The sequence below is a fragment of the Psychrobacillus sp. FSL K6-4615 genome (assembly GCF_038008225.1).
Classification (GTDB): domain Bacteria; phylum Bacillota; class Bacilli; order Bacillales_A; family Planococcaceae; genus Psychrobacillus; species Psychrobacillus psychrotolerans.
Genome location: NZ_JBBOYQ010000001.1, coordinates 2,632,900 through 2,657,606, shown reverse-complemented (window position 1 = coordinate 2,657,606; position 24,707 = coordinate 2,632,900). Strand labels below are relative to the sequence as shown.

Genomic DNA, 24,707 nt, shown 5'->3' with positions numbered 1-24,707 from the left:
GCGGCGAAGAGGTTCTACACCTTTCAAATATATTAATTTTATTCAGTTGCAAAAGAACATAGTATTTCTTCCCTTACTTAAAAATTCTTTTCTCATGGAAGTAAATCTTTATATGAAGCCTTGGCAAGCTCCTTGGTCTTATGGAGATAAGACTAAAATACTTATGGAAGAACTACTATTTTCAATTGAATTTTTAGATATAAAGAAAATGAAATGATAATCGAAAATAAGCTATACATAGTGTGTTTATTATTTCCAATATAGTACAATTAAAGAAACATACTATATTGAAGAGCGGTGAAATTATTGAAGAGTAACTTTGCTTTTTTTGAAGGTCAATGGGAAGTGCTAGGTAAATTAGGGGAAAGTGCTGAGCGTAATGTGTATCAAGACCCTCATACATCGATTATGAAACTTCGATTGTTTGCTGAAACGATTGCAAAAGCTGTATTAGCTTCTGATAATATTCGTGAAGCTTACAATACATCGCAAGTAGACCGAATAAATACAATGAGAAAAGAAGGCCTTGCAGAGCCAGAAATATTAGATATTTTTGATATATTACGTCGTAAAGGGAACACAGCTTCTCATGAAGCAAACTATGGTAAAACAGAAGAAGCGAAAAGCTTATTGGAGCTTGCATATCAACTATCTATTTGGTTTGTGGAAGTGTATGTTGATTGGAGCTTTTCCGCTCCTAAGTATATAGAACTGTTGCAACAAGTTGATATAACTACTAAAGAGCAACTTCAACAAAAAATAGAACAACTTGAAAAAGAAATTGAAACTAAAGAGAAGCAACTTGTTAAACAATTAGATGTAATAACAGATGATACGATTTCAAAAGATGTACGTGTAAAGCGTAGAGAAAAATCACAGCTTCATGTTAAGAAACATCGTCTTTCAGAAGCACAGACGCGAATTATTATTGATGAGAAATTAAGCTCTGTTGGTTGGGTTGTTGATACAGAAAATCTTAGTTTTAAAAAGAATAAAACAATGCCAGAGAAGAATAAAAATATGGCTATTGCTGAATGGAAAGTTGGTAGCAAATATGCTGACTACGCTCTATTCATTGGATTGCAATTAGTGGGCATTGTTGAAGCAAAAGCGAAGCATCGAGATATTCCCGCAGCTCTTGATAGTCAAACGAAAACGTATGCACGTTTAATAGAAGAAAAGGAAGGTATCACATTGCTTCCTGCAAATGGTGAATATAAAGCACCATTCTTATACGCTTCAAATGGACGACCATACTTAAAACAATTACAAGACCAATCAGGTATCTGGTTCTGGGATTCACGTACACCTCACAAACATGCGCATGCATTAGAAGGATGGCACTCACCAGAAGACTTAAGCTTACTTTTAGATGTAGATGATAAAGAAGCAAATGCGAAACTAGCAGTAGAAGATATTACAAAGTTTGGTTTACGTCCTTATCAACAAACTGCGGTTTTAGCTGTTGAAAAAGCATTAATCGAAGGACAGCGTAAAATGCTACTTGCGATGGCAACAGGAACAGGGAAAACACGTACAGCAATTTCACTTATGTATCGACTGATTAAAGCGAAGAAATGTCGTCGCATCTTATTTTTAGTTGACCGTAATTCACTTGGGCAGCAAGCAATTGACTCGCTAAAGGATACGAAAATTGAAGGCTTATCATTTGCTAGTATTTATGATGTAAAATCGCTTGAAGATATGACACCAGATGTTGAAACAAAGGTACAAATTGCGACAGTACAGGGAATGGTCAGACGCTTATTTTATAATGATGGAGAAAAGTTGCCTTCTGTTGGACAATATGATTTTATCATTGTCGATGAAGCACATAGAGGTTATACAAGTGACCGCGAAATGTCAGATGATGAGTTGTTATTCCAAAATCAAAATGACTATGTGAGCCAATATCGTCGCGTTATTGACTATTTTGATGCAGCAGTTCTTGGACTAACAGCTACACCAGCACTTCATACAACGGATATTTTTGGAATACCAATTTATAAATACTCTTATACAGAAGCTGTATTAGACGGTTACTTAGTAGACCATGAGCCGCCATATTTATTTGAATCAGAGTTAGCGAAGAGTGGTATTAAATTTGAAAAAGGCGAAGAAGTTGAAGTATATGACCCTGAGCAAGGTAAAATCATTCTTGAGCGTTTAAAAGATGAACTAAACTTCAATGTCGAGCAATTTAATAAACAAGTCATTACTGAACCATTTAATCGCGCAGTCCTAAATAGATTAACAGACTATCTTGACCCAGAAAGTCGAGAAAAAACTCTTATCTTTGCTGCAACGAATCAACATGCGGATTTAGTAGTACGTTTACTAAAAGAAGCATTTGCGAATCGTGGTGATGTAGTTTCAGATGATGCGATTGTAAAAATTACAGGTTCTATTTATAATCCAAATGAAATGATTAAACGCTTTAAAAATGAGCTTTTACCAAATATAGTTGTAACGGTTGATTTGCTAACTACAGGAATAGATGTGCCTACCATTACAAACTTAGTCTTTTTAAGACGTATAAAGTCGCGTATTTTATATGACCAAATGTTAGGTCGCGCAACTCGTTTATGTCCTGACATAGGGAAAACACATTTTCGAGTTTATGATGCGGTTGGTATTTACAATCAACTACAAAAATATACAGATATGAAGCCTGTTGTGAAGCAGCAACATTTCACGATTACAGATTTACATGAATCATTTAGGCAAGCTGAATCAGAAGATGAAGCTGAGCATTTCCGTAATCAGCTTGTTGCGAAAATTCAGCGCAAAAAGCAAAAAATAGATGATGCAGGGCAACGTCGCTTTGAAGAATTATCAAAAGGTGTATCACTTGATGAATGGGCGCAAGAAATTCAACATTATCGACCAGAACAAGCTCAAACAAATAGTATTTTGTTTGAATATGTCGCAACGTATCAGACACCTAAAGAGCTTCAAATTATTTCAAAGCATGAAGATGAAGTAAAGGACGTAACCCGTGGATATGGAGAAGGAAACGAAAAGCCAGCAGACTATTTAGACGGTTTTGTCCAATATATTCGTGATAACATGAATGAAATCCCAGCACTTCAATTAATATGCACAAGACCAAAAGAATTAACACGGAAAGATTTACGAGAGATTGTAACTCTTTTAGATATAAAAGGTTTCAAACAATCACATTTACAATCAGCTTGGAAGCAAGCGAAGAATGAAGAAATTGCTGCGGATATTATAAGTTTTATTCGTCAAGCTGCATTAGGTGAAGCTTTGGTTGACCATGAAACGCGCGTGAAAAATGCTATGCAAAAAGTTTATGCATTACACGATTGGACAATAAGACAGCGTAAATGGCTTGACCGTATTGAAAAGCAGTTGCTACAAGTCCCTGTTTTAGCACCAACGCCAGAAGAGGCATTTTCAGAAGAGCCTTTTAAAAGTAGCGGAGGTTATAAAGTGCTAAAACGTGAATTTGGAGATGAGATTGATAAGATTGTATATGCGATTAATGATAATTTGTATATAAGTTAATGAGGTGAGTAGATGATTGAAGAAGTATGGCAACGTATTGTTGAAAATCACGGGAATATATTTAAGCAAATTCGAGGAAAACAGTTTTCGTATACAGTTGTAGGAACATCAATTAAATTAACGACAACGAATCAACTAATAGCAAAAACTAAATTTGAAAAAGCTTTAGCTTTCTTACCGTTAAGTAATACAGTACCTATTCAACATTTGAGAGCACCGTCTTACATTTATGCAATTTTGACAGATAAACGAATAATTGAGTAATAAAAAGGGAGTCCATTAAGATGGATTCCCTTTTACTATCGAGATTATACCGAAATTCAGGTATAATTACTTAGATGAACAGACACCTAGGAGGAACACAATGAATAACGCAGAAATTGTTTCGAAGCTTTGGAATTTAGCGTCCGTCTTAAGAGATGACGGTATTACATATCATGAGTACGTTACTGAATTAACATATCTACTTTTCTTGAAAATGATGCAAGAACAAGGTACGGAATCTATTATTCCAGAAGGCAAGCGTTGGAGCGACCTAGTTAGTAAAGAAGGAATAGAATTAAATAGGTTTTATCGTCAATTACTACTCGATTTAGGTAATGAAGATATTGAAAATGAAAGTTTGCGTATGATATATAATGGTGCTTCAACTAGCATAGATGAGCCAAAAAATCTTGAAAAAATTATTAAATCAATTGATGGTTTAGATTGGTACAATGCTAAAGAAGAAGGATTAGGAAATCTTTATGAGGGATTACTTGAGAAAAATGCGAGTGAGAAAAAATCAGGAGCAGGTCAATATTTTACGCCACGTGTATTAATTGATGTAATGGTTCAACTGATTGAACCAAAAATAGGAGAGCGTTGTAATGACCCAGCAGCAGGAACATTAGGCTTTATGATTGCGGCTGACCATTATTTAAAGGAAAAAACAGATAATTATTTTGACCTTTCACCAGATGAGGCGGAATTCCAGAAGAAAGAAGCCTTTACGGGGATGGAGCTTGTTAAAGATACACATCGTTTAGCATTAATGAACGCATTACTTCATGATATGGAAGGGCGTTTAGAGCATGGAGATTCTTTATCAGCAAATGGTAAATGGATGAAAAACTTTAATGTTGTATTAACAAATCCTCCGTTTGGTACGAAAAAAGGTGGCGAACGTGTTACACGTGATGACTTAACATTTGAAACATCGAACAAACAATTAAACTTCTTGCAGCTGATTTATAACTCCTTAGTAACAGATGGTACAGGACGCTCAGCTGTTGTATTACCAGATAATGTACTATTTGAGAGTGGAATAGGGGCGCAAATCCGTCGTGACCTAATGAATAAATGTAGTTTGCATACTATCTTACGTTTACCAACAGGTATTTTCTATGCACAGGGAGTAAATACAAATGTTTTATTCTTTGATAGAGGAATAACCGATGAAGACAATACAAAAGAAGTATGGGTTTATGATATGCGTACAAATATGGTGAACTTCGGAAAACGTACACCATTTACAGAAAAGTATTTTGAAGGGTTTATTGCTGCTTACAATGCAGAAAATCGTCTTTTAGTGAAAGATGAACGCTTTAGTATGTTTACGCGTGAGAGTATTGCATCAAAGGGTGATAATTTAGATATTGGTTTAATCTCTGACGATTCACTATCAAGCTATGATAACTTACCAGCCCCAATTGAATCAGCAGAAGAAGCCATTGAGAAACTGAAACAGGCAATAAGCTTATTAAATGAAGTGGTAGATGACCTGCGCGCCATTGAGGTGAGTAAGGATGAGTAAAAAAACGAAAGTTCAGACATTAGATGAACTACTAGAAGAAGCATTAGTGCCAGAAGACGAGCAACCTTATGAGATTCCTGAGAATTGGGTATGGGTTTATTTAAAAGATATTACTCAAATAAATATGGGACAATCACCTAAAGGAGAGAATACTACTGAGAATATAGAAGATACTCCATTAATTGGTGGTCCTGCTGATATGGGAGAGAATTTTCCTATCGCTCAAAGATTCACATCAAAACCTACTAAATTAAGTGAAGTAGGGGAATTGATTGTTTCTATAAGGGCTACTTTAGGTAAAACTAATATCGCAGATGGGGAGTATTGTTTAGGAAGAGGAGTAGCTGGGATACGTTCTCATTATTTTGATTTAAAGTTACTTAGATTCTACTTTTCAACTATCAAAAATTATTTATACGAAATTAGTACGGGGACTACTTTCTCTCAGATTTCAAAGAATGATATAGAAAAATTGATGATTCCATTACCGCCAATAAAGGAACAAAAGAGAATCTTGTATAAACTAGAAGAGTTATGGAATAAAATTGATGAAGCTAAACAATTAATTAAAGAAGCAAATGAAACGTTTGAACTTCGTCGTGTAGCTATATTAGAAAAAGCATTTCACGGAGAGTTGACAAGGAAATGGCGGAAAGAGAATGTGTCTATTCTCCCCTATGTTATTGATGAATCTATTCCTGAGGAATGGAAACCAGTTATTAATATACCTAATACATGGGTGTATAAGTCGGTTGAAGATATATGTATTAAAGTAACTGATGGCACACATGATACTCCTAAAAGAACTGAATCTGGAGTACCTTACATTACAGCAAGGCATATAAGAGAAGGAAAAATTGACTTTGATAATTGTGACTATGTAAGTGAAGAGGACCATAAAGTCATTTACTCTAGGTGTAATCCAGAAAAGAACGACATTCTCTTAGTAAACATAGGGGCAGGAACAGCAACTACCGCATTAATTAATGTTGACTTTCAATTTAGTTTAAAAAATGTTGCTTTATTAAAACCTGACAATAGTATTGTAGATTCTAAATATCTTGAGTATTATTTAAGATTTGTTAAACTTTTCATTTTTAACAAGTTTACAAATGGAGGGGCGCAACCATTTCTAAGCTTAAAAAAGATAAAATCAATACCTATTATAGTGCCGACTTTGCAAGAGCAAAAAGAAATTATTGATAAGCTAGATTTAATTTTTCAGAAGGAAATTCGGATAAAAGCTGAATTGGAAAGGTTATCAATAATATTGAATGATAACAAAATGTCCATTCTCTCAAAAGCTTTTAAAGGCGAGCTAGGAACAAATGATTCTAATGATGAACCAGCAATTGAATTATTAAAATCTGCATTACATGAGAAATTGAGTTAGCTTCAAATTAATATACGTTTGATATATACTATTATATAGAAGGTCATTGAACCAAGTTCGTAAAATATGTAATACTCCCTATGAGTAAAACCATCAAATATATAAGTATGAAAACGGCACAAACCGTTGGGACTCTAATGTCGGCATAGTGCTACGCGAAACCTAAATAGGCAAGATACACGCGTAGAAGCTTAAGTGTTAGAGTTTCTGGACGCGGGTTCAAATCCCGCCGTCTCCAGAAATCATTGGATTACAATAGATGTCAAAATGTGACTTAAAGCATAAAGATGTCAGATTACATCTTTATGCTTTATTATTTAGTTGACAATCTTATGCTTTAGAAAGTAAAGTGAGTTTTTTAAAACTTGTGGTCTCAAATGTTTTGAGTATATTTAAAGCCCGTAAAAAATTAAGTGTGGCACTGGGCACTGACCTAAACAAATGAGACAAATAAAAACACCTTTCGTTGAAAAACGGGTATACAATACCTAAATTCAATGCGGAGGTGTTTTTTCTATGGGGACAAGAGTTAGTTATCCAGCAGAAGTGAAAATGAAGGCAATTGAAATGCGCTTGGCTAAGGTGCCGGTAAAAGAAGTAATGGATCAGTTGAACATTCGTAATAAGACGCAATTAAAGACATGGATGCGGTGGTATCGAAATGGAGAAATCCACCGTCTCCATCAACCAATTGGTAAACAATATACCTTCGGTAAAGGGCCAGAATACGACAGTGAGACAGCCAAGTTACAGTTGGAGAATCGGTACTTGAAACAGCAAATTGAAGTCTTAAAAAAGTACGCAGAATTGGAAAGGAAGTGGCGCCAAAAGTAGTCATCCAATTAGTCAAAGAATTAAAGGACATTATGCCAATAGGCGAGATTTGTCGGCACCTAGGTGTAGGTCGCTCATCCTACTATCGTTGGAGAAAGAATGCGGATCAACTCACTCAAAAAGAAATTCGAGATCAGCAGATTGGCGACTTATGCAAACAACATAGGTTCCGATATGGTTATCGCAAGATTGCCACTCTGTACCCAGGAGTTTGTGAGAAGACTGTGCAGCGTATCATGCAAATAAATGGTTGGCAATGTAAAGTTAAGGTGAAGAAACGCAAGCGTACCGGGCAGCCCGCATATGTCGCACCGAATTTATTGGCACGGGATTTTACAGCATCTAAGCCCTTGGAGAAGTTAGTCACAGATATTACGTACTTGCCTTTTGGCCAATCGATGATGTATCTTTCTAGTATTCTAGATGTCTACAATGGGGAGATTGTGGCACAAACTATTGGATTTAAACAAGACACCGACTTTGTGTTGGACACGCTCTATCAATTGCCTGAGCTACCCGAAGGGTGTATTCTGCATAGTGACCAAGGTTCCGTTTATACATCCTATGCTTATCAAAAAGCAGTCAAAGAAAAAGGAATTATCATGAGCATGTCCCGCAAAGGCACGCCAGCTGATAATTCCCCTATCGAAACGTTTCACTCCTCGCTAAAGTCAGAAACGTTCTACCTCGACGAAATTTACCGCACAACTAATGCGCGTGTGATAAGTATCGTCGAAGAATACATTACTTATTATAACAATATCCGTATTCAAACGAAACTAAACAGCCAATCGCCGGTTCAATACCGTCAATTGGCTGCATAATAGGGGTTTTTATTCTTGTCTCAAAAAGGGTAGTCAGTGCCCTGCTATAGTGGCTTTATTTTAGAAAACTTTATAGTTAATTTTTTTGCGACTTTAAGTATATCTTTGCCATAATGGCAAGGGTATACTTAATTTTGTTTTAGGGACTCTGGAAGGAAGGGATTAACGTTTGTTTTGTTGAACTTATTATACTAATAGATCAAAATACAAAAAAATGATTGTAGTAAGACCTATAAATAGGTAGTCAGAAACCATTTGTTAGAGGAGTTTGTGAAATGTTTCACTTAAACTAACGAAGCAGTTGTGCGGCCGAGCCTAGGTCGTATCATATAGCGGGTGGGATTCCCGTCGAGAAAGAACTAGCCATTCACTCGTAGCGAGTCTTGGAGGGCTAATGGTAACATTAGCCTTTAAGCGTAGACAGTTAGGTGGCGGGCCGAAAGCCAAATGGTTGAAGGGATTGAGCTCCATAATGTTAGTAAATCGAGAGGGCTGATGCCTTAACTGCGGTAGAAAGCTACATTTTATTCTTCGATAAAGGCAAGAAGAATAAAACCTCTCTGGGGTCAGAGACCTTGGCACGTCACACATGGATATGATACGGCAACTCGGGAGACCCTACCGGTCTCTTCTAATAGAAGAGTATGGTGTACAAGTGATAATAAGCAAGGAAACCAAATGCCGTTGTAGGGAGTCGGATAGCAGCGTAGTACCAATGAAGTTGGGTAATGCCGATGGAGGAAAGGCTGCTACCAAGTTATCACCCTTACTAGGGACACATTTACTACACTCGGAGGTAGGAATATTAAATGGAAACAAAACTATTAAGGATAGCAGAATTAGCAAAATCTGATCCTAAAATGAAATTTACATCTATTGTCCATTTACTAAATAAGCAATCTCTAGTTCAGTGTCATCTTGAATTACCTAATAAGAAGGCTACTGGGATTAATGGCACAACTAAAGAGCAATACAGTGAAACACTAGAGGAAAATATAGAGGATTTAGTAAGTAGGCTTAAAAGTAAAAGTTATCATCCTGTTCCCGTAAGGAGAATGTATATTCCGAAGCTTAACTCCAACAAGAAAAGACCATTGGGGATACCGGAACATGAAGATAAGATTGTACAGAAAGGCATTACAAAAATACTAAATGCCATCTATGAAAATGATTTTCTAGATTGCTCTTTTGGGTTCCGCCCAAATCGTAACTGCCACGATGCTTTGAAAATATTAAATTATTACATGGAAAAGAAATCAGTAAATTATATAGTAGATGTAGATATCAAAGGGTTCTTTGACAACGTTGACCACATATGGATGATGGAGTTCTTAAAACTGCGAATTGCTGACCCTAACTTACTAAGAATAATTGGTAGGTTTCTTAAAGGTGGATACATGGAGGAAGGAAAGAAATACAAGACAGATAAAGGCACACCGCAAGGTGGAGTCATATCTCCGATACTTGCCAATCTATACCTCCATTATGTCCTGGACCTGTGGTTTGAGAAGGAAGTTAGAAAACAGTGTAAAGGAGAAGCATACATAGTTCGTTATGCAGATGACTTTGTTTGTTGCTTCCAATATAAGAGCGAAGCTCAGGAATTCTTTCAATCATTAAAGCTGAGATTACAGAAGTTTAACTTAGAAATAGCGGAGGATAAAACCAAAATTATCCCCTTCGGGAGATTTGCGGAGAAAGATGCAAAACTAAAGGGAAATGGAAAACCTGACACCTTTGATTTCCTAGGTTTTACACACTACTGTGGAAAGAGTAAATCTGGATACTTTCGTGTGAAACGGAAATCAAGCAGGAAAAAGCTACAAGGTAAACTTAAGGAATCGAAGGAATGGATAAAGAAGAACCGAAACAATGATATTCATATGATTATGGATAGATTTAAACGCTCGCTTGTAGGTTATTACAACTACTATTGCATCACAGATAACACTCCAAGTGTTCAACAATTTAAAGACAAAATCCAATACTTACTGTTTAAATGGCTCAACAGAAGAAGTCAAAGAAAATCCTTTACTTGGGATAAATTCAATCTCTTTCTTCATAAATATCCGTTACCTTCACCAAGAATAAAGGTGAATATATACGACTTAAGAAAAGAGATTAGCTATATTTTGTGAATGAAGACTTGGAGGAGCCGTGTGCGTGAATAGCGCAAGCACGGTTCTGTGAGGGGAGAAGAACACAATCTACCGCAAGGTAGAGAGGTTCTCTTCTACTCGACTAGTTTAAGAAGATGGTAAAGTAAAGTATTGTTAATACATGCAAACATAGGGGTGGAAATATGGAATTAATATTGGCAACAAATAACGAGATTAATGCACTTCATTTAAAGTTTAATAAGTTTGATGTTCATCTTCTCGAAGAGCCCAGAAAACTATACAATTTTATCGGTACTATGGATGTGTTTAATCGTGTGCTTAATGCAGAAGAGGCAAGTGAGCTATTAGTGAGAAGTCATAATATAAAGCACAGTGCTAAATTTGTTAGCACTTTTACAAATCTTTTTAACATAGGTGAAAAAGAAGTATATGTACACATTAATAAAAAAGCAGTTGGAAAAGAAGAATTGAAGTACATATTAAGTTGTTTAAATCGAAAAGAGGCTAATTTTTTCCGAAAATTGTTTTCCGATAACAAGGGGATTTATAAAATAGGTGACCATGAAGCCATTGTCTTTTTAACGAAACTCTCAGTGAATGAACTATGTTTTGCAGATTTTTTCTTTCCTTCTCTTGATACAGTGATAATAGGGAATTATGATTTGTCATTTCCTGTTTATTCCAAGACGGTAATAGGGTTTAATAAGTGTAAAGAGATAATTGAAGAAAACGATTTGTTTATGCGGTAGTAGGAAATGAACAGCGATAGAAGTACCGATTTTTTGTTAAACTAACGGGTGCTTAGTTAAAATGGATGTTGCTTAGGTAATTCTTTTTTCTTATTGAATTAACATTGATGGTTAGCTACAAAACGGCATAGGAGGAAGGAATAGTATGCAATATAATTTAGCTTTCAATATACCAACCTATACGGATGATGAATCAACCTTTCCAAAGCCATTAATCGGAAATTACGATTATTGGACTGCATTATTCGAACATTTTTTAAAAAGTTCAGATACAATTGAAATTCATTGTTGGAATGAAGAGATTGACACTATTTCAGAGATTAAATCTCTCAATATAAATGAATTAGAAATTGTTAAAGGAGAAAATCTCACTATATTTAGCTGGCGAAAACACTCTACCCTTTCAGATTATTTATTGAATAACTATTTAAATATAATAGGAGAATTCAAGTGGTTCACAGTTAATTTAGACAAGGATATGGTGTCTGTGTTTCATTCGGGACACTGGGGGACGGAATTCTTTGTACCTAATGCATTGAAAAGTGATGTTGCATTAATCAAAAGTGTAATTCCCGATGAAACAAGTTTTCATCAAAGTTAACAATTCCTTATTCAACTAACGAGGTGCTTTAGTTCAACAAGTTGGCTGTCTGTAAAGGTAGCTTTTTCTTCTTAAACTAACGCGGCAGTTTAGTTTACTTTCTAAATAAATGGATAGTTATGTTAAATTGTATAGGAGGCATTTGTGAGGTTGCTTCAGAACTTATAATTATAGGATAAAAGTTGATAAAATGTTTATCTTTATTAATTTGACAATTTTAAAAATTTGAAAGAGAGGAGTTTATCGTATGTTAAAAAAAATAGTTTTTCTTAGTTTTCTAAGTATTTCTGTACTGGCAGGTTGTGGAGACGACAATGAACAAAACTCAACCGATAAGAAAGCACCTTCAGAGGGGGTTGAACAGAATGTTTCCTCTAGTAGTAATGATAAAATCAATCTAAATGATTTTATGGAAATTAAATCTTCTGCTTTAAATGACAGTGGTAATGGTGAATATAAACTTTCTGATACTAAATTAGAAAATGCGGAAGTTATTATAACTGATCCTCTTAATTTAGAAAAAAATGAGAAAGTAACAATTGAATTCCTATTAGAATCTAATGATTCTATAAACAACATAACTATTGGAATAATTAAAAATTATAATCCAGATGGATCTAACGAAATTGAAAAAATACATTCGGAAATCGTAGATGACAAATTGAAAATCACTTATACACCTCAAGATGATTCTGAATATTCATTTTGCTTTATAGGAAGCATGGCAGATACTGTTTTGATAAAAAACGGAAAAATAACAAAGTTGTAGGGAAGGATATTATATCAAAATGATATACCAACTGTATTTTAGTGTATCTGATGAATATGAAAAAATTGATTATTGGGTTCCTGTGATGAACTATTTTTTATTACAATCAGACAGCATAGAAATCCATTGTTGGAATGAAGAAGAAGTTGTTGTCGAGGAAACAAAATCAATGCTTAAAGGCTCATTTGAAACAATCACGGAAAACAACCTCACTATTTTCAAGGGAAATAAAGCACTAGATGTTGTAAAACATTTATTATATATTACAAGTGAATTATTACAAATCTAATATTGTATTAATTTATAACAATTGCAGTAGAGATAATTTACATTCTTATATTGCTTTAGGGAACAGTTAAAGTATCTTTAAATCATTTGGGTCAAACTTCCGTATGGAGAATTGTTGTGGAATGTGCAATTTATTTTTGAAAGGGGAATTTAGAAATGATGAAACAAGCTATGATTTCAGGAATTGTATTTTGTTCAATCTTGTTAGTTGGATGTAATACAACCGAGGTATTAGAAAGCGAGCAGGAAGTAGTAGTTTCTCAGAGAAGCAGCTTATTTTCTGAATTACAAAATGAAATAATATTATCAATTACAGAGCAGACGGAACTTGCTAGTGATTCACTAGCAATAATGATAGATGGTGGTACTGATGAATTAACAGTTTCAGTAGGTTTCCCGAAGGATGCAAAAATTGATAATACGTTGATTCAACAAATAGTTGAAGATTCTATTAAGAATGTTTCTGAAGCAGAAACAGTAACAGATAGCGAAGAAAAAATAAAAGTGAAAATAAAGATCGAGAAATACTAACATTGAATTTCTTAAAGGATACAAACGTCCTTAAAAATAAAGTAGTTTTATAAGTATGTGAATAAATGTACTTAAACTAACGGGTGCTTTACTTCAAGAAGGAGTAAAGCCTTTTTTTATTGAACTAAAGCAGCAGTTTAGTTGAATAATGCTGTAAAGTGATTGTAGTTTATAATAGCTAGAATATACTGTAAATAAAGGAGTGATAAATATGATTTGGTTAATAATTCTTATTATACTTTTTATTATTATCGCCTTTGCTTTACTAGTTGACAGGAGAAACAAGAAAATTAATAACAATAACCAGAATCCAATTAATTCAAATGCAAAACCAGGTGAAAGTTCGAACATCTATATGATGGGAGATAGTAGACATAAAGGTGGAGAATAACCGCTTAATTTACAGAGTTGTAAAGTGGCGTATTTAAACTAACGAGTGCTTTACTTCAAGAAGGAGCAAAGCACTTTTTCTTATTGAACTAACGCAGCAGTTTAGTTGAAGAAGGAAATATTACAACTGTGTAACAAATATTACAAGGGTGGTTTTTGAGTTCATTTGGTAATAGGTCAAATCCTTTTAAAAATGATGTTTAGGAGGTTCGATTGAGGCAGTTATATAATACGTCATTTGTGTGATTTAAATAGTAAATATGATTTGCAAATGCCTTTTAGAGCTAAATCGGAGCGCTTTTCTCATCTGAATTTTCTGGCAAAATAACGTTAAATTAATATTGATGTAACATCGGGAATGGTAACATTTAGTAAAATGGATAAGAGAGATAACTTTTACTAAGGGGGAAGTTTTTTGGAAAAGGCAATATTGAATTATGAGAATTTGCAAGAAATGTTAGATGGATTCCTAAGAGAGCCAAAGGATTTTTGGGATGATTTTTATATTGATAGGACTAAAGAAATTCCTTTTTTCAAAATTAAAGCTCCTGATGAAAATCTTGTAGAATATTTTAATAACGGGCTGGCACCTAAACGAGTATTGGAATTAGGATGTGGACCGGGTAGGAATGCTGTTTATATGGCTCATAAAGGCTGTGAGGTAGATGCTTTAGACCTGTCTACCAATGCGATAGAATGGGCAAAAGAAACGGCTAGAGAAGAAGGAGTTAATATAGATTTTCATTGTATTTCCCTATTTGACTTCAAGTTTCAGCCACACTCGTATGATTTTATTTATGACTGTGGGTTGTTTCACCATTTAGCACCACATCGCAGATTAACATATATTGAAATGCTGAAAAAAGCATTGAAAAGAGATGGATACTTCGGAATTGTTTGCTTCAATACTGAGGGTGCCTTAGATACATCGGATTGGGATGTCTACAAAGAAGGTAGTTTAAAAGGAGGAATAGGTTACGCTGAAGGGAGATTAAAAGAAGTGTTTATAAATGATTTCAATATAATTAATTTTAGGGAAATGAAAAAGATTACTCAACCAGATAATTTATTTGGTGAGGACTTTTTATGGGTCAGTTTGATGCAGGTTAGAAGTTAATTTCTTATTCAACTAACGGGTGCTTTAGCAGAACAAGGACAAGTCTACAGAGAGAACAAGTGAATAGAAAATACTGAGAAGTGGGGTTAGGAATTGGAGAAAGTTCTTGAAAAATTAGAGGAACTAAAGTCAGGTGAAGTGGGAATTATTATTTATTCTCAAGTAAAACAGGATATAGTTTTATCATTAAATAAAGGGCTATTAGTACCTCTTGCTTCTGCGGCAAAAGTTGCTATTGCCTTTTGTATCGCAAAATTGGTTGAAGAAAGACACTATAAATGGACAGACATTGTTGAAGATGTAATTTTAAATCCAGAAGAGGATAGCAACGAAGTGTATCCTCACTTTCAAGGTAGAGAAAACTTGGCACTCCAAGATGCGGTGGAAGTTATGATAGCCTGTCACGATAGCTTTGTCGCAGAGAGAATTGTTCAATTTTGTGGTGGATGGGAAATGATTAACAATAGAATAAAATCGTATTTTAAAAACATAAATATTACTCAAAATCCAAGAGACTTGGAAAACAGCGGAGAATTGAGTGAGATGTTAGAACTTTTACGATTAATACATCAAGGATACAAAACTAATCCTGATTTATGGATTCCCGTAATAAATGGTTTAGTTCGGCAACGAGGTGATATAGAAGGTATACCAAGCCATTTCTTAAATCATATGACTGGTGGATTAGATAATGTATTAGTTGATATTGGGATAATGGGTGAGTTTTCCAAAAAGCCATTATTATTTGTTTTGGGTGCAAAGGAGTTACCAAATCGATATAAAGAGAAATTAGCTGATGAAATAATTATTGATGCAATGAAATTACTTTATGATGAGTATTGCAATCAGGAAGTTGAATTGGAAAATGAAAGTCTAACTAATTCGTAAAATGCTTATTAAGCTAAGGGGTGCTTTACTTCAAGAAGGAGTAAAGCCTTTTTTCTTATTGAACTAAAGCAGCAGTTTAGTTGAATAAGATGATAAAGCAAGAGGTGAAAATATGGAATTAATAATGGCAACAAATAACGAGATTAAAGCACTTCATTCAAAGTTTAAAAAGTTTAATGTTCATCTTCTCGAAGAGCCCAGTAAGCAATACAATTTTATCGGTATTATGGACGTGTTTAATCGTGTGCTAAATGAAGAAGAGGCAAGTGAGCTATTAGGGAGAAGTCATAATATAAAGCACAGTGCTAAATTTGTTAGCACCTTTACAAATCTTTTTCACCTTTGTGAAAAAGAAGTATATGTACACATTAATAAAAAAGCAGTTGAAAAAGAAAAATTGAAGTATATATTAAGTTGTTTAAATCGAAAAGAGGCTAATTTTTTCCGGAAATTATTTTCCAATAACAAGGGGATTTATAAAATAGCTGACCATGAAGCCATTATCTTTTTAACGAAACTCTCAGTGGATGAACTATGTTTTGCAGATTTTTTCTTTCCTTCTCTGGATACAGTGATAATAGGGAATTATGATTTGTCATTTCCTGTTTATTCTAAGACGATAATAGGGTTTAATAAGTGTAAAGAGATAATTGAAGAGAACGGCTTATTTATACGGCAGTAGGAAATGAACAGTGGTAGAACTACCGATTTCTTTTTTCACTAACGGGTGCTTTACTTCAAGAAGGAGTAACGCCTTTTTATTATAGGTTCAGAAGGGTAATTTGTTTAGACTGAAAAATATGTAAAGATATAACTGCAGGACCTAAATTCATATTTGGATAGGAGAAAAAAATGATTTCAATTGATAGAAAAATAAGATTACAAGATTTAGAGATTTTTCGTTTCTTTAAAGATCATAAGATGTTAGCTTATGTTATTATCGAAGATACTAGAGGACCATATACAGAAGAAGACAAAAAGTTAGACCCACTTTGTTTTTTAGACGAAGAAGATCTAAATGAAATTGTTAATGTATTTAGAATTTATCTCCTATCAGATAAGCCTTTAGAAAAAGAAGATTCGATTATGTTAAGACAGTTTTTTGGAGAAATAGTCGGTATAGGTTCTTCTACAAACTACATTACTCAAGAATATGTACATAAAGACTTATATGAACATGTTGATTCTCAGAATATTAAAACTTATCAAAGAATGTTAGATATTGTTGGATCAAATTATAAAATTAAAGCCATTGATAAAAAAAACTGGTCACATTTATCTCAAGAATAAAGTCAATTTAGTTGAATGTCATGGGTTGCTTAGGCAACTCTTTTTTCTTATTGAACTAAAGCAGCAGTTTAGTTTAAGAAGGAATTGTTATAATTTATGTTGAACTTAGAAGTATAAGGAAAACCTGGAAAAGAGGTAGTTAAAATGAAATTTGCTAGATTTCTATATTTTTGTATAGTGTTTATATTTATTATGTTATTTGTGAATCTTTACATTCTTGATAGACCATACCATCATATTGTTTTTATGGTAGTCGGTATAACTTTTATAGCATCTTCATTTGTATATTATAAATATCAAGAAAAGGCAACAAAGTCATAAAAACGTGGAGTTGCTGAGAACTTTAGAACAAAAACGTAAAAACATTGTGAAAATTACACTTAAAATAAAGGTGTGCTTTACTTCAAGAAGGAGTAAAACCTTTTTTCTTATTGAATAAAAGGGGCTGTTTAGTTTAATAATGGTATCTTTTGAAATTGACAGATTATCAGTAGGAGGTATAAATAAATGGAAGAAAAAAAGTTTGATATTTTAATGTTATTTCAAATAATATTTGTAATCCTTGTTATATTAATTGGTATTTACGGTAAGGTTACGGAAAACTATAACTTACTACCATTGATGTTAATACTTCTGAGTATAACGTTACTTATAATGGGGTTACGAGAATATAAAAGAACTAAGAGTTTATTGTGGGGTATCTTCCTTTTATGCACTTCGGTATACATTTTATTCTCTGTGGTTGAAGGCATTATGAATAATTAAATTGAATTATTATTCAACTCCCATGAAAATTAAAAAATGCTCAAAATATACAAAATTGCATAACAAAAGAGACTCAGAAATTGCTTTTTTAAAAAAAGGCTGAGCCTTCAGAATGTTTATATTAAGTTAAAAGGTAAATCAAGAATCAACTCCATTCTTGTAAGAATAAAGGGTGGCTGGTGCAATAACCAGAGTAGGATTAATCTCCCATGAGTGCTACTCGTATAGAGTGCGACAGTCTGTGATGCACCGTGGTCGTCGGAGTCAGACTAACGGATGGGCTCAATGGCACCATAGTTGATCGACCTTCTTCGCCAGCCGTAGTATCCTATACCCGATTTTCACATTTTCATTCTCTGTGGTGAAGCGCTGATTTTGCGCTTCATGGATGGCTAACGGGTGCTTTACTTCAAGTATGGGTAGCACTTTTTCTTGAACGAACCAATAGATAGATTTTAATGGGAGGATTATATGAGAGGCAAAACAAAAGACTCTAAATATCCAAATTTCAACAACTATTTTAAGAAATTATTTCCCTTTATTTTTATACCAACTTTAATAGTATCTCTGTTCAGTGACCCTTACATTACAAATAATCCGTTCGAAGAATTAGAGGATTATGGTTCCTTTTTATTTGTAATATTATTTTCCTTATTAATAGCAACTATAGTTAGCTCAGTAATTATTAGTCTTATTTGGACATTTACTAAAAAGGTCGATTAAGTGGTATAGTTTTCATTCCCAGTGTCTGCCTTTCTTCAACTCCCATGAAAATTAAAATCTTCGATTTAGAGAAAAAGGCAATACGAAATCGGACGCAGCTCAATAATTTTTTAAAAAAGTGCGGCGCCTAAATGTGAATTAAATTGTGGGTTGAACTAGGAGGCATTTGGTTCAGTGATTGTCACGTTGTAACCTAAGTTTTCCAGTCTTCGAACAGAATATCGTACAATCGATTGTTCTTTTTGTTTGTCAAAATAATCTTCCCCTAAGTCTACGTACATTTCTTTGCGAGTTAGGAGATAATAGCTGATTCTTAAAATGGCATGGGCCACTGATATACCTGCACGCTTTTTACCCTTTCTTGATGCAGTACGCCTATACAAGGCTCCCAAGTAGGTCTTGGATCCTCTAACAGAATGCGCTGCTTCAATTAACGCCGATTTCAAGTACTTGTTTCCTTTTTTCATGTTGGTTGATTTCCTCTTGCCCGCACTTTCATTATGTCCAGGTACTAAACCTGCCCAGGAACATAAGTGCGCTGAACTGGGAAATTGCTTCTCCACATCTGTACCGACTTCGGCTAAGATTTGTTCAGCCATTCGAGTGGCGATGCCAGGAATGGAATCCAATCGTTCTATATCTTCTAGATGGGAGGATAACCTAGTAGCCACCTCTTCGTTTAATAGCTCAATCTGCTCAGTTAGAAATTCTATATGGACCAGAATGGTTTTTAACATGAGACGTTGATGTGGATTGATATACCCTCGAAGAGCTAGTTCTAGTTCACTCTTTTTCTTCTTCATGGATCGGCGGGCAAAGCTGGCTAATTTCTCAGGATCATTTTCGCCATCGGCGATAGCACGAAGCATATCAAGCGACGAAACACCCATGATGTCGGAGACAACGGAACCGAGTTTGATATTCGCTCCTTCTAAAACCTTTTGAATCCGATTATGTTGTCTCGCACGCTCTTCAATAATACTTCGACGGTATCGAACCAACTCTCGTAATTCCCGCTGATTTCGGTCTGGAATAAAACTTGCTTTAAGTAGACCATGACGAAGAAGTTTGGCAATCCATTCGGCATCCTTTACATCGGTCTTGCGACCTGGTACTGCCTTCATATGTTGAGCGTTCACTACTAAAAAATTAATGCTCTCGGCTTCTAGCAAGTTAACAATAGGCTTCCAAAATACACCTGTACTTTCCATTGCTACGTGAGTACAACCATGCTCCTTTATCCAGTCAATTAACTGTAATAGAAATACAGTTTTAGTGGAAAACGTTTGAATCTCCTTTCCTTTTGGCGTAATAATACAAGCAGTTATGGAATCCTTATGGACATCCATCCCACAAGCACGTTCAATGATTACTTCCATGGTAATCATCCTTTCTACGGCAAATAGTATTGGAGGCTGGTGCAATAACCAGAGTAGGATTAATCTCCCATGAGTGCTTCCCGTAAGGGAGCGACAGTCTGTGATGCACCGTGGTCGTTGGAGTCAGACTAACGGATGGGCTCTATGGCACCATAGTTCATCGACCTTCCTCTCCCAGCCGTAGTATCCTATACCCGGATTTTCACATTTTCATTCTCTGTGGTGTAGCGCTTTTTTTGCGCTACATGGGTGGCTAACGGGTGCTTTACTTCAAGAAGGAGTAAAGTTTATTCTAATTGAACTAAAGCAGCAGGTTAGTTGAATAGGAGAATGAAAGTTTTTATATCGCATTTGACACATATAACGACATAGAAGGAATGTTAGATTTGGAACTATTATCACTTATAAATGAATAAGTTCAAAAAGGATATGCAATCAAGCATGGCATTGTTAATCAATGCGAAAACGGATATTGCGAAGAGATCCATGCAGGTAACATACCTAACTTCACTTACACATTTTATATTCATCAAATGGAAGAAGAGCTTTGGTTATATTCGGTAGATACGTTAGAGGAAGGATTTTCTTTAGAAGAAAAATAGCTAAAAGGCAACAAAACTATAACTGGTTTTTAGGGTAAGTCGTTGTATTTAGACTCCTTAAAGTAAAGAAAAAATAAATATTATGACCCAGAGAGAGCGTATGTATTTGAGGTTTTTGTAATTTCATTTTTATCTAGTAAAGCAGCTAAAATAGAAGAATTCCCTATCTATTACTAGTTAATTATCTCTTATTTATTTTTGCTTGATAAACAAACGATTTGAATATTTGCTTCGAGAAGTTGATAAACAAATCTTTGTTGACCTAAGAGAAGTTATAAACGAAAACCCAGCGTTACATGATAAAATATTTATATATACAACCGCCGACATCTTAAATGTACTTGAGAAATAAACAAAGATAAAACCTCTTATTGACCAGGTATATCAAATACCTTGACTGTCTATAAGCGGTTTCTTCATCTTTGTTATTCAACAGACTAAACAATGACTTTTATTATATTAGCCAAGTCTTTTTCTGCTCGGTTGATATTAGATTTATCTTTTGTAAGAGTAAAACCCAAAATTGCATTTTGGAAAGATTCAGCCGCTTCACCTAAATATCCACATTTTTTTAAAAGTAGACCGTTCAAATGATATACCTTTCCTAATATGTACATCGATTGGTGCGATTCTAGATAATAAAGGACCTTATTAATGACATCTAAAGCATCGAGGTATCGTTCTAATTTAAATAATGTATGAGCATAGTTATAACCAACTCGCGGAGTAAGAGTGGGATCCTCAACAACAATATGATTTTGTAATTTCTTGTTTATAACATTATAGATTCTATGGGCTACTTCGACTTTTTCAATCGATAAATTAATTAGAGCAATGGAATTTAAAATATTGAAATCCAACTCTGAATTACTTGTCTTCAAATTTGCAAGTGAGTTTAAAACACGAAGAGCATCTAAAGGTTTCCCCACATTTTTGTGTAATAGAATCGCATGCTGCCATTGAATAAACTTCCTAAATTCCTCTTTGGTATAAACAGAGTCAATATCGTTTAAAACCTTTTTACATTCGTCTATGGTAAATTTTAACGATAGATAATCCTCATTATAAGTATGCTCTCTGCAAAGCCTCTTTAGTTCTTCCACTTCCTCATTTAAAGGAAATAATGCTTTAAAGGGCATCTCTAGTTTCGTACAAATGTCGTTTAGAATCTCTAAACGGGGAAGTTGTTTACCTTGCTCCAGTCGATAAATTGTTGATTCATCACATAGGTTTTCAGCGAGTGTTTTTACGGTAAATCCTTTTGCTTTCCTATAATCTGACACTTTTCTTCCTAAATCATACATTTTCTACACCCCTTTATGTCATAATCATGCACATTATCCTGTATACCTTAACAATAGTTTACTTTATATTAGTAAAGAAGGCACTATTATTAAGGAGGAAATCATGAGAAAAAAGAAACGAGTCATATTTACTATATTAGTAGCTCTAGGACTTTTTATAACTACTAGTCCCCATATAGAGAATAATAATCTACCAACAAAAAGTTTAATCGAAGTATTAATGGATGAACCAATTGATGGAAACCATTAATATATAAAAAACTCAGTTTATTTTAATCGTCATAGTAAGTAGTTATAGCAATCATTTAAAGTAGTTAATCCCATATAGATAACCCCTTACGTAAATGATCATCAATATTCATTGAAATTTAAAGTCAAACGAAAAGATCTTGTTTTTGATAACACAGTAGGTACATACGAAGTAAAATTAAAGCCAGATGGATCATATAACGATGGTTTATTTACTTTGTCACTTGATAAGTCTTCCAACTATTATATTGAATTTGCTGGACCAAATGAATTTAATGGATATATCGAATAATTCTTTAAACAATATGAATACAACTTCATTAGTGATTATACTAATTGCTATGGTGATTACTCATATAGGACAGCTTCTACAAATCACTCGATAAGAAAAAGAGAAATCGATGCCATTCGATTTCTCTTTTTTCTTGTATATCAGCAAGACCATTTACTAGAACACCCTCACATGTATTTATATATGATACTTTTTGCTAAGTCGTCTATTATACTTCACTTCCTACTGTCACAACTCTTGCATAACATCCTGTATATATTAATAATAGGTTTCTTTATATTGGAGTAGAAGACAGAGATATGGGGAGGGAAAAAGAGAACAATTTTTATAGCAATATTGCTAGCAACTAGTATATTCGTAAAGGTTGCAAGTAACGCTAGTGATAATCTCACACATTCTGCACAATATTTGTAATTAAATCAGACGAGGGAGCGATATTCATGAGTAAAATTTTCACTAAAATATCTTCACTAGCTTTAGCAGCAGCTGTTGTAGGGAGCGGATTAAGCGTTAATGTCAACGCTGCTGAATTAGAAAAGAAAGTACCAGATTCAATTGAATTAAAGAATGCAGTAGTCTCTGAAACACAAGAAAATGTAGGTGTAAATGAGGTAGGAGCAGGAGTAGGAGATCCAAACGTAATTGTACCTTATGATGTATCAAAACCAACTTCTACTTGGAATCTTTCTACGGATGGTCGATATCCGATCAGTGGAAAATCAAGCATGGCTACCTTATACTCAAATTACTTATTTACGGGAGTAAGTTCATTTACTATTAATATAAGAAATTATCATAACACTTCATTGAAAGTTAAATTAAAACGCAAGGACGCTATTTTGGATAATACTTTAGAGACGTATATAGTAAAACCATTTTCAAGTTGGCAAGATGATTTAAACGTTTCTTGGTCAGTCAATAGTTCTTCTAAATATTATCTTGAATTTGAAGGTCCAAGTGAGTTTTCTGGAAGTATCCAAAAAAACTAAAATAAATTGTACTAATTGCTAAGGTGATTACTCATATAGGACAGTTTATACAAAACACTCCTGTAAAGAACAAGAAAAAAGAGAAATCGATGGCATTCGATTTCTCTTTTTTTTTATTATATCAGCTAGTTATGTCCCAGCCTCTATATAATTATATTGGAGTTGCATAAAGCTGTTTTTTTATTGGATCCCAAATGATAATCCCAACATCTTGTTTTTGATCTGTAATAGTAATAGTGATAGGTATAGGAAGATAATTAACTAAAACAGTATTAAATTTACCAGCAGTGAGCTGTAAAAGACCAATTAATTCAGGATCATTAATTAAAGGCACGTTAACATCTATTTTTAAGTCGATTAATTGCCCGTTTTCATATCGAAGTTTACCAACTATTTTAGGATTTAAATGTTCAAAACCATCATGAATATCTTCTTTTAAAATTAATAATTTATCATGAGTTTCTTTGTCTAAACTATATAATGAATCTGAAGGGAATGTATAATTTTTTATATCTATATCAGTCCATTCATCTATTCTATCTCCTTCTGGAATATATGTTTCAGTTAAAAATATTCCTGGAAGTATACTATTTTCAATCGATTCTTGGTATAAAGTTAAATAAATAGGGACATTAGGTATTTCTTTATTGTTTCTAATATCTTTAATTATAATTTCGGCAATTTCCTTACCGTAATTTTCCACGTCATTTACATTATCATCGTTACTATCTACTTTAACTTGATCTGTATAAACTAAACCTTCAACATTTACTCTAATGTCATAAAATTCATTTAAGGATATGGCTAAAGATATTCCTTCTACATTTCCATTTTCTTTGTTAATAAAGTTTTGCTCTAATACATGAGATAATATCTTAGGATTATTTTTTTCGTCCTCTAAAACATCTCCAGTACTATTTTTTATAGTTGGGTTTAAACCAAAACCTTCTTTTGATTTTCTAACTAACCATTGACTAATAGTATTTTCATCTAAATATTGACCTTCCTGCATATAAAACTTGTTTGTAGAAAAGTGTTCTATTGATAAGTCCATTAGTCCTTTCTCTATTTCCTCTACATTTAAAGAATTGTTTATATTCCTCATTATCAATCCTCTTGAAACATTAAAATTTTCAGGTTGTTTAATTTCATATATATCCTTAGTTTGAGATGGTGATATAATATTTTCCACAATTTGTTCATCACTACTACAAGCAACTAAAAAGAATAGTGGTGTTATTAAAAACAAAATATTCTTCCGTATATCCATTTATTAGATCCACC

General features: G+C 33.9%; 24 protein-coding genes. 21 read left to right on the top strand and 3 right to left on the bottom strand.

Going from position 1 to position 24,707, the window contains the following annotated elements; all coding sequences use genetic code 11:
- The first annotated feature begins 306 nt into the window (after nt 1-306).
- From hsdR to MKX53_RS13180, 18 genes are all read left to right on the top strand, one after another.
- Nucleotides 307-3,531 (top strand): type I restriction-modification system endonuclease, encoded by a 3,225-nt coding sequence (gene hsdR / locus MKX53_RS13265; protein ID WP_340911856.1) that lies wholly within the window; start codon nt 307-309, stop codon nt 3,529-3,531.
- A 12-nt stretch (nt 3,532-3,543) separates the two neighbouring features.
- Complete coding sequence (locus tag MKX53_RS13260) at nt 3,544-3,795, top strand: hypothetical protein (RefSeq protein ID WP_340911852.1); 252 nt, start codon at nt 3,544-3,546, stop codon at nt 3,793-3,795.
- 100 nt (nt 3,796-3,895) lie between these two features.
- Complete coding sequence (locus MKX53_RS13255; protein ID WP_340911850.1) at nt 3,896-5,326, top strand: class I SAM-dependent DNA methyltransferase; 1,431 nt, start codon at nt 3,896-3,898, stop codon at nt 5,324-5,326.
- Nucleotides 5,319-6,719 (top strand): restriction endonuclease subunit S, encoded by a 1,401-nt coding sequence (locus tag MKX53_RS13250; RefSeq protein ID WP_340911848.1) that lies wholly within the window; start codon nt 5,319-5,321, stop codon nt 6,717-6,719. Before MKX53_RS13255 ends, MKX53_RS13250 begins: the two co-directional genes overlap by 8 nt.
- Nucleotides 6,720-7,235: 516 nt before the next feature.
- A protein-coding gene (locus MKX53_RS13245; protein WP_340910158.1) for an IS3 family transposase occupies nt 7,236-8,377 on the top strand; the annotation gives its coding sequence in 2 pieces (ribosomal slippage) (nt 7,236-7,506 and nt 7,506-8,377; 1,143 coding nt in all).
- An 809-nt stretch (nt 8,378-9,186) separates the two neighbouring features.
- Nucleotides 9,187-10,515, top strand: a complete 1,329-nt coding sequence (gene ltrA, locus MKX53_RS13240; RefSeq protein WP_340910211.1) for a group II intron reverse transcriptase/maturase — start codon at nt 9,187-9,189, stop codon at nt 10,513-10,515.
- Between the two features lie 164 nt (nt 10,516-10,679).
- On the top strand, nt 10,680-11,246 hold the full coding sequence (locus tag MKX53_RS13235; RefSeq protein WP_340911847.1) for a hypothetical protein: 567 nt from the start codon (nt 10,680-10,682) through the stop codon (nt 11,244-11,246).
- Nucleotides 11,247-11,391: 145 nt separating this feature from the next.
- Nucleotides 11,392-11,847, top strand: coding sequence for a hypothetical protein (locus tag MKX53_RS13230; protein ID WP_340911846.1), 456 nt, complete (start codon nt 11,392-11,394; stop codon nt 11,845-11,847).
- Nucleotides 11,848-12,094: 247 nt separating this feature from the next.
- Nucleotides 12,095-12,616, top strand: coding sequence for a hypothetical protein (locus MKX53_RS13225; protein ID WP_340911845.1), 522 nt, complete (start codon nt 12,095-12,097; stop codon nt 12,614-12,616).
- 19 nt (nt 12,617-12,635) lie between these two features.
- Complete coding sequence (locus MKX53_RS13220) at nt 12,636-12,905, top strand: hypothetical protein (protein WP_340911843.1); 270 nt, start codon at nt 12,636-12,638, stop codon at nt 12,903-12,905.
- A gap of 155 nt (nt 12,906-13,060) precedes the next feature.
- Nucleotides 13,061-13,435 (top strand): topoisomerase, encoded by a 375-nt coding sequence (locus MKX53_RS13215; protein ID WP_340911840.1) that lies wholly within the window; start codon nt 13,061-13,063, stop codon nt 13,433-13,435.
- Nucleotides 13,436-13,646: 211 nt separating this feature from the next.
- Entirely contained in the window at nt 13,647-13,826 is a 180-nt protein-coding gene (locus MKX53_RS13210) for a hypothetical protein (RefSeq protein ID WP_340911839.1), read from the top strand.
- A 414-nt stretch (nt 13,827-14,240) separates the two neighbouring features.
- Nucleotides 14,241-14,942: a class I SAM-dependent methyltransferase gene (locus tag MKX53_RS13205; RefSeq protein ID WP_340911837.1), complete on the top strand. Its 702-nt coding sequence runs from the start codon at nt 14,241-14,243 to the stop codon at nt 14,940-14,942.
- Nucleotides 14,943-15,035: 93 nt separating this feature from the next.
- Nucleotides 15,036-15,830: a serine hydrolase gene (locus tag MKX53_RS13200; protein ID WP_340911836.1), complete on the top strand. Its 795-nt coding sequence runs from the start codon at nt 15,036-15,038 to the stop codon at nt 15,828-15,830.
- Between the two features lie 112 nt (nt 15,831-15,942).
- Nucleotides 15,943-16,512: a hypothetical protein gene (locus MKX53_RS13195; protein ID WP_340911834.1), complete on the top strand. Its 570-nt coding sequence runs from the start codon at nt 15,943-15,945 to the stop codon at nt 16,510-16,512.
- Between the two features lie 170 nt (nt 16,513-16,682).
- Nucleotides 16,683-17,120: a terpene synthase gene (locus tag MKX53_RS13190; RefSeq protein WP_340911831.1), complete on the top strand. Its 438-nt coding sequence runs from the start codon at nt 16,683-16,685 to the stop codon at nt 17,118-17,120.
- 507 nt (nt 17,121-17,627) lie between these two features.
- Nucleotides 17,628-17,885, top strand: coding sequence for a DUF3953 domain-containing protein (locus tag MKX53_RS13185; protein ID WP_340911829.1), 258 nt, complete (start codon nt 17,628-17,630; stop codon nt 17,883-17,885).
- A 471-nt stretch (nt 17,886-18,356) separates the two neighbouring features.
- Nucleotides 18,357-18,608, top strand: a complete 252-nt coding sequence (locus MKX53_RS13180) for a hypothetical protein (protein WP_340911828.1) — start codon at nt 18,357-18,359, stop codon at nt 18,606-18,608.
- A gap of 155 nt (nt 18,609-18,763) precedes the next feature.
- Here the strand turns inward: MKX53_RS13180 and MKX53_RS13175 are convergent, their stop codons facing one another.
- Both MKX53_RS13175 and MKX53_RS13170 read right to left on the bottom strand, forming a co-directional pair.
- The gene (locus MKX53_RS13175; RefSeq protein WP_340911825.1) at nt 18,764-19,987 is read right to left on the bottom strand and encodes an IS110 family transposase; all 1,224 of its coding nucleotides are present in this window, start codon (nt 19,985-19,987) and stop codon (nt 18,764-18,766) included.
- Between the two features lie 1,039 nt (nt 19,988-21,026).
- Complete coding sequence (locus MKX53_RS13170; protein WP_340911823.1) at nt 21,027-21,893, bottom strand: helix-turn-helix domain-containing protein; 867 nt, start codon at nt 21,891-21,893, stop codon at nt 21,027-21,029.
- Between the two features lie 103 nt (nt 21,894-21,996).
- Between MKX53_RS13170 and MKX53_RS13165 the strand changes: the two genes are divergently transcribed.
- The 3 genes from MKX53_RS13165 to MKX53_RS13155 all read left to right on the top strand — a co-directional run bounded on the left by MKX53_RS13165 (nt 21,997) and on the right by MKX53_RS13155 (nt 23,423).
- Nucleotides 21,997-22,143: a hypothetical protein gene (locus tag MKX53_RS13165; protein ID WP_340911821.1), complete on the top strand. Its 147-nt coding sequence runs from the start codon at nt 21,997-21,999 to the stop codon at nt 22,141-22,143.
- Between the two features lie 111 nt (nt 22,144-22,254).
- The gene (locus tag MKX53_RS13160; protein ID WP_340911819.1) at nt 22,255-22,434 is read left to right on the top strand and encodes a hypothetical protein; all 180 of its coding nucleotides are present in this window, start codon (nt 22,255-22,257) and stop codon (nt 22,432-22,434) included.
- Between the two features lie 440 nt (nt 22,435-22,874).
- The gene (locus tag MKX53_RS13155) at nt 22,875-23,423 is read left to right on the top strand and encodes a hypothetical protein (RefSeq protein ID WP_340911818.1); all 549 of its coding nucleotides are present in this window, start codon (nt 22,875-22,877) and stop codon (nt 23,421-23,423) included.
- A 151-nt stretch (nt 23,424-23,574) separates the two neighbouring features.
- Here MKX53_RS13155 and MKX53_RS13150 read toward each other — a convergent pair whose 3' ends face one another.
- On the bottom strand, nt 23,575-24,693 hold the full coding sequence (locus tag MKX53_RS13150) for a CamS family sex pheromone protein (protein WP_340911816.1): 1,119 nt from the start codon (nt 24,691-24,693) through the stop codon (nt 23,575-23,577).
- Nucleotides 24,694-24,707 lie beyond the last annotated feature (14 nt).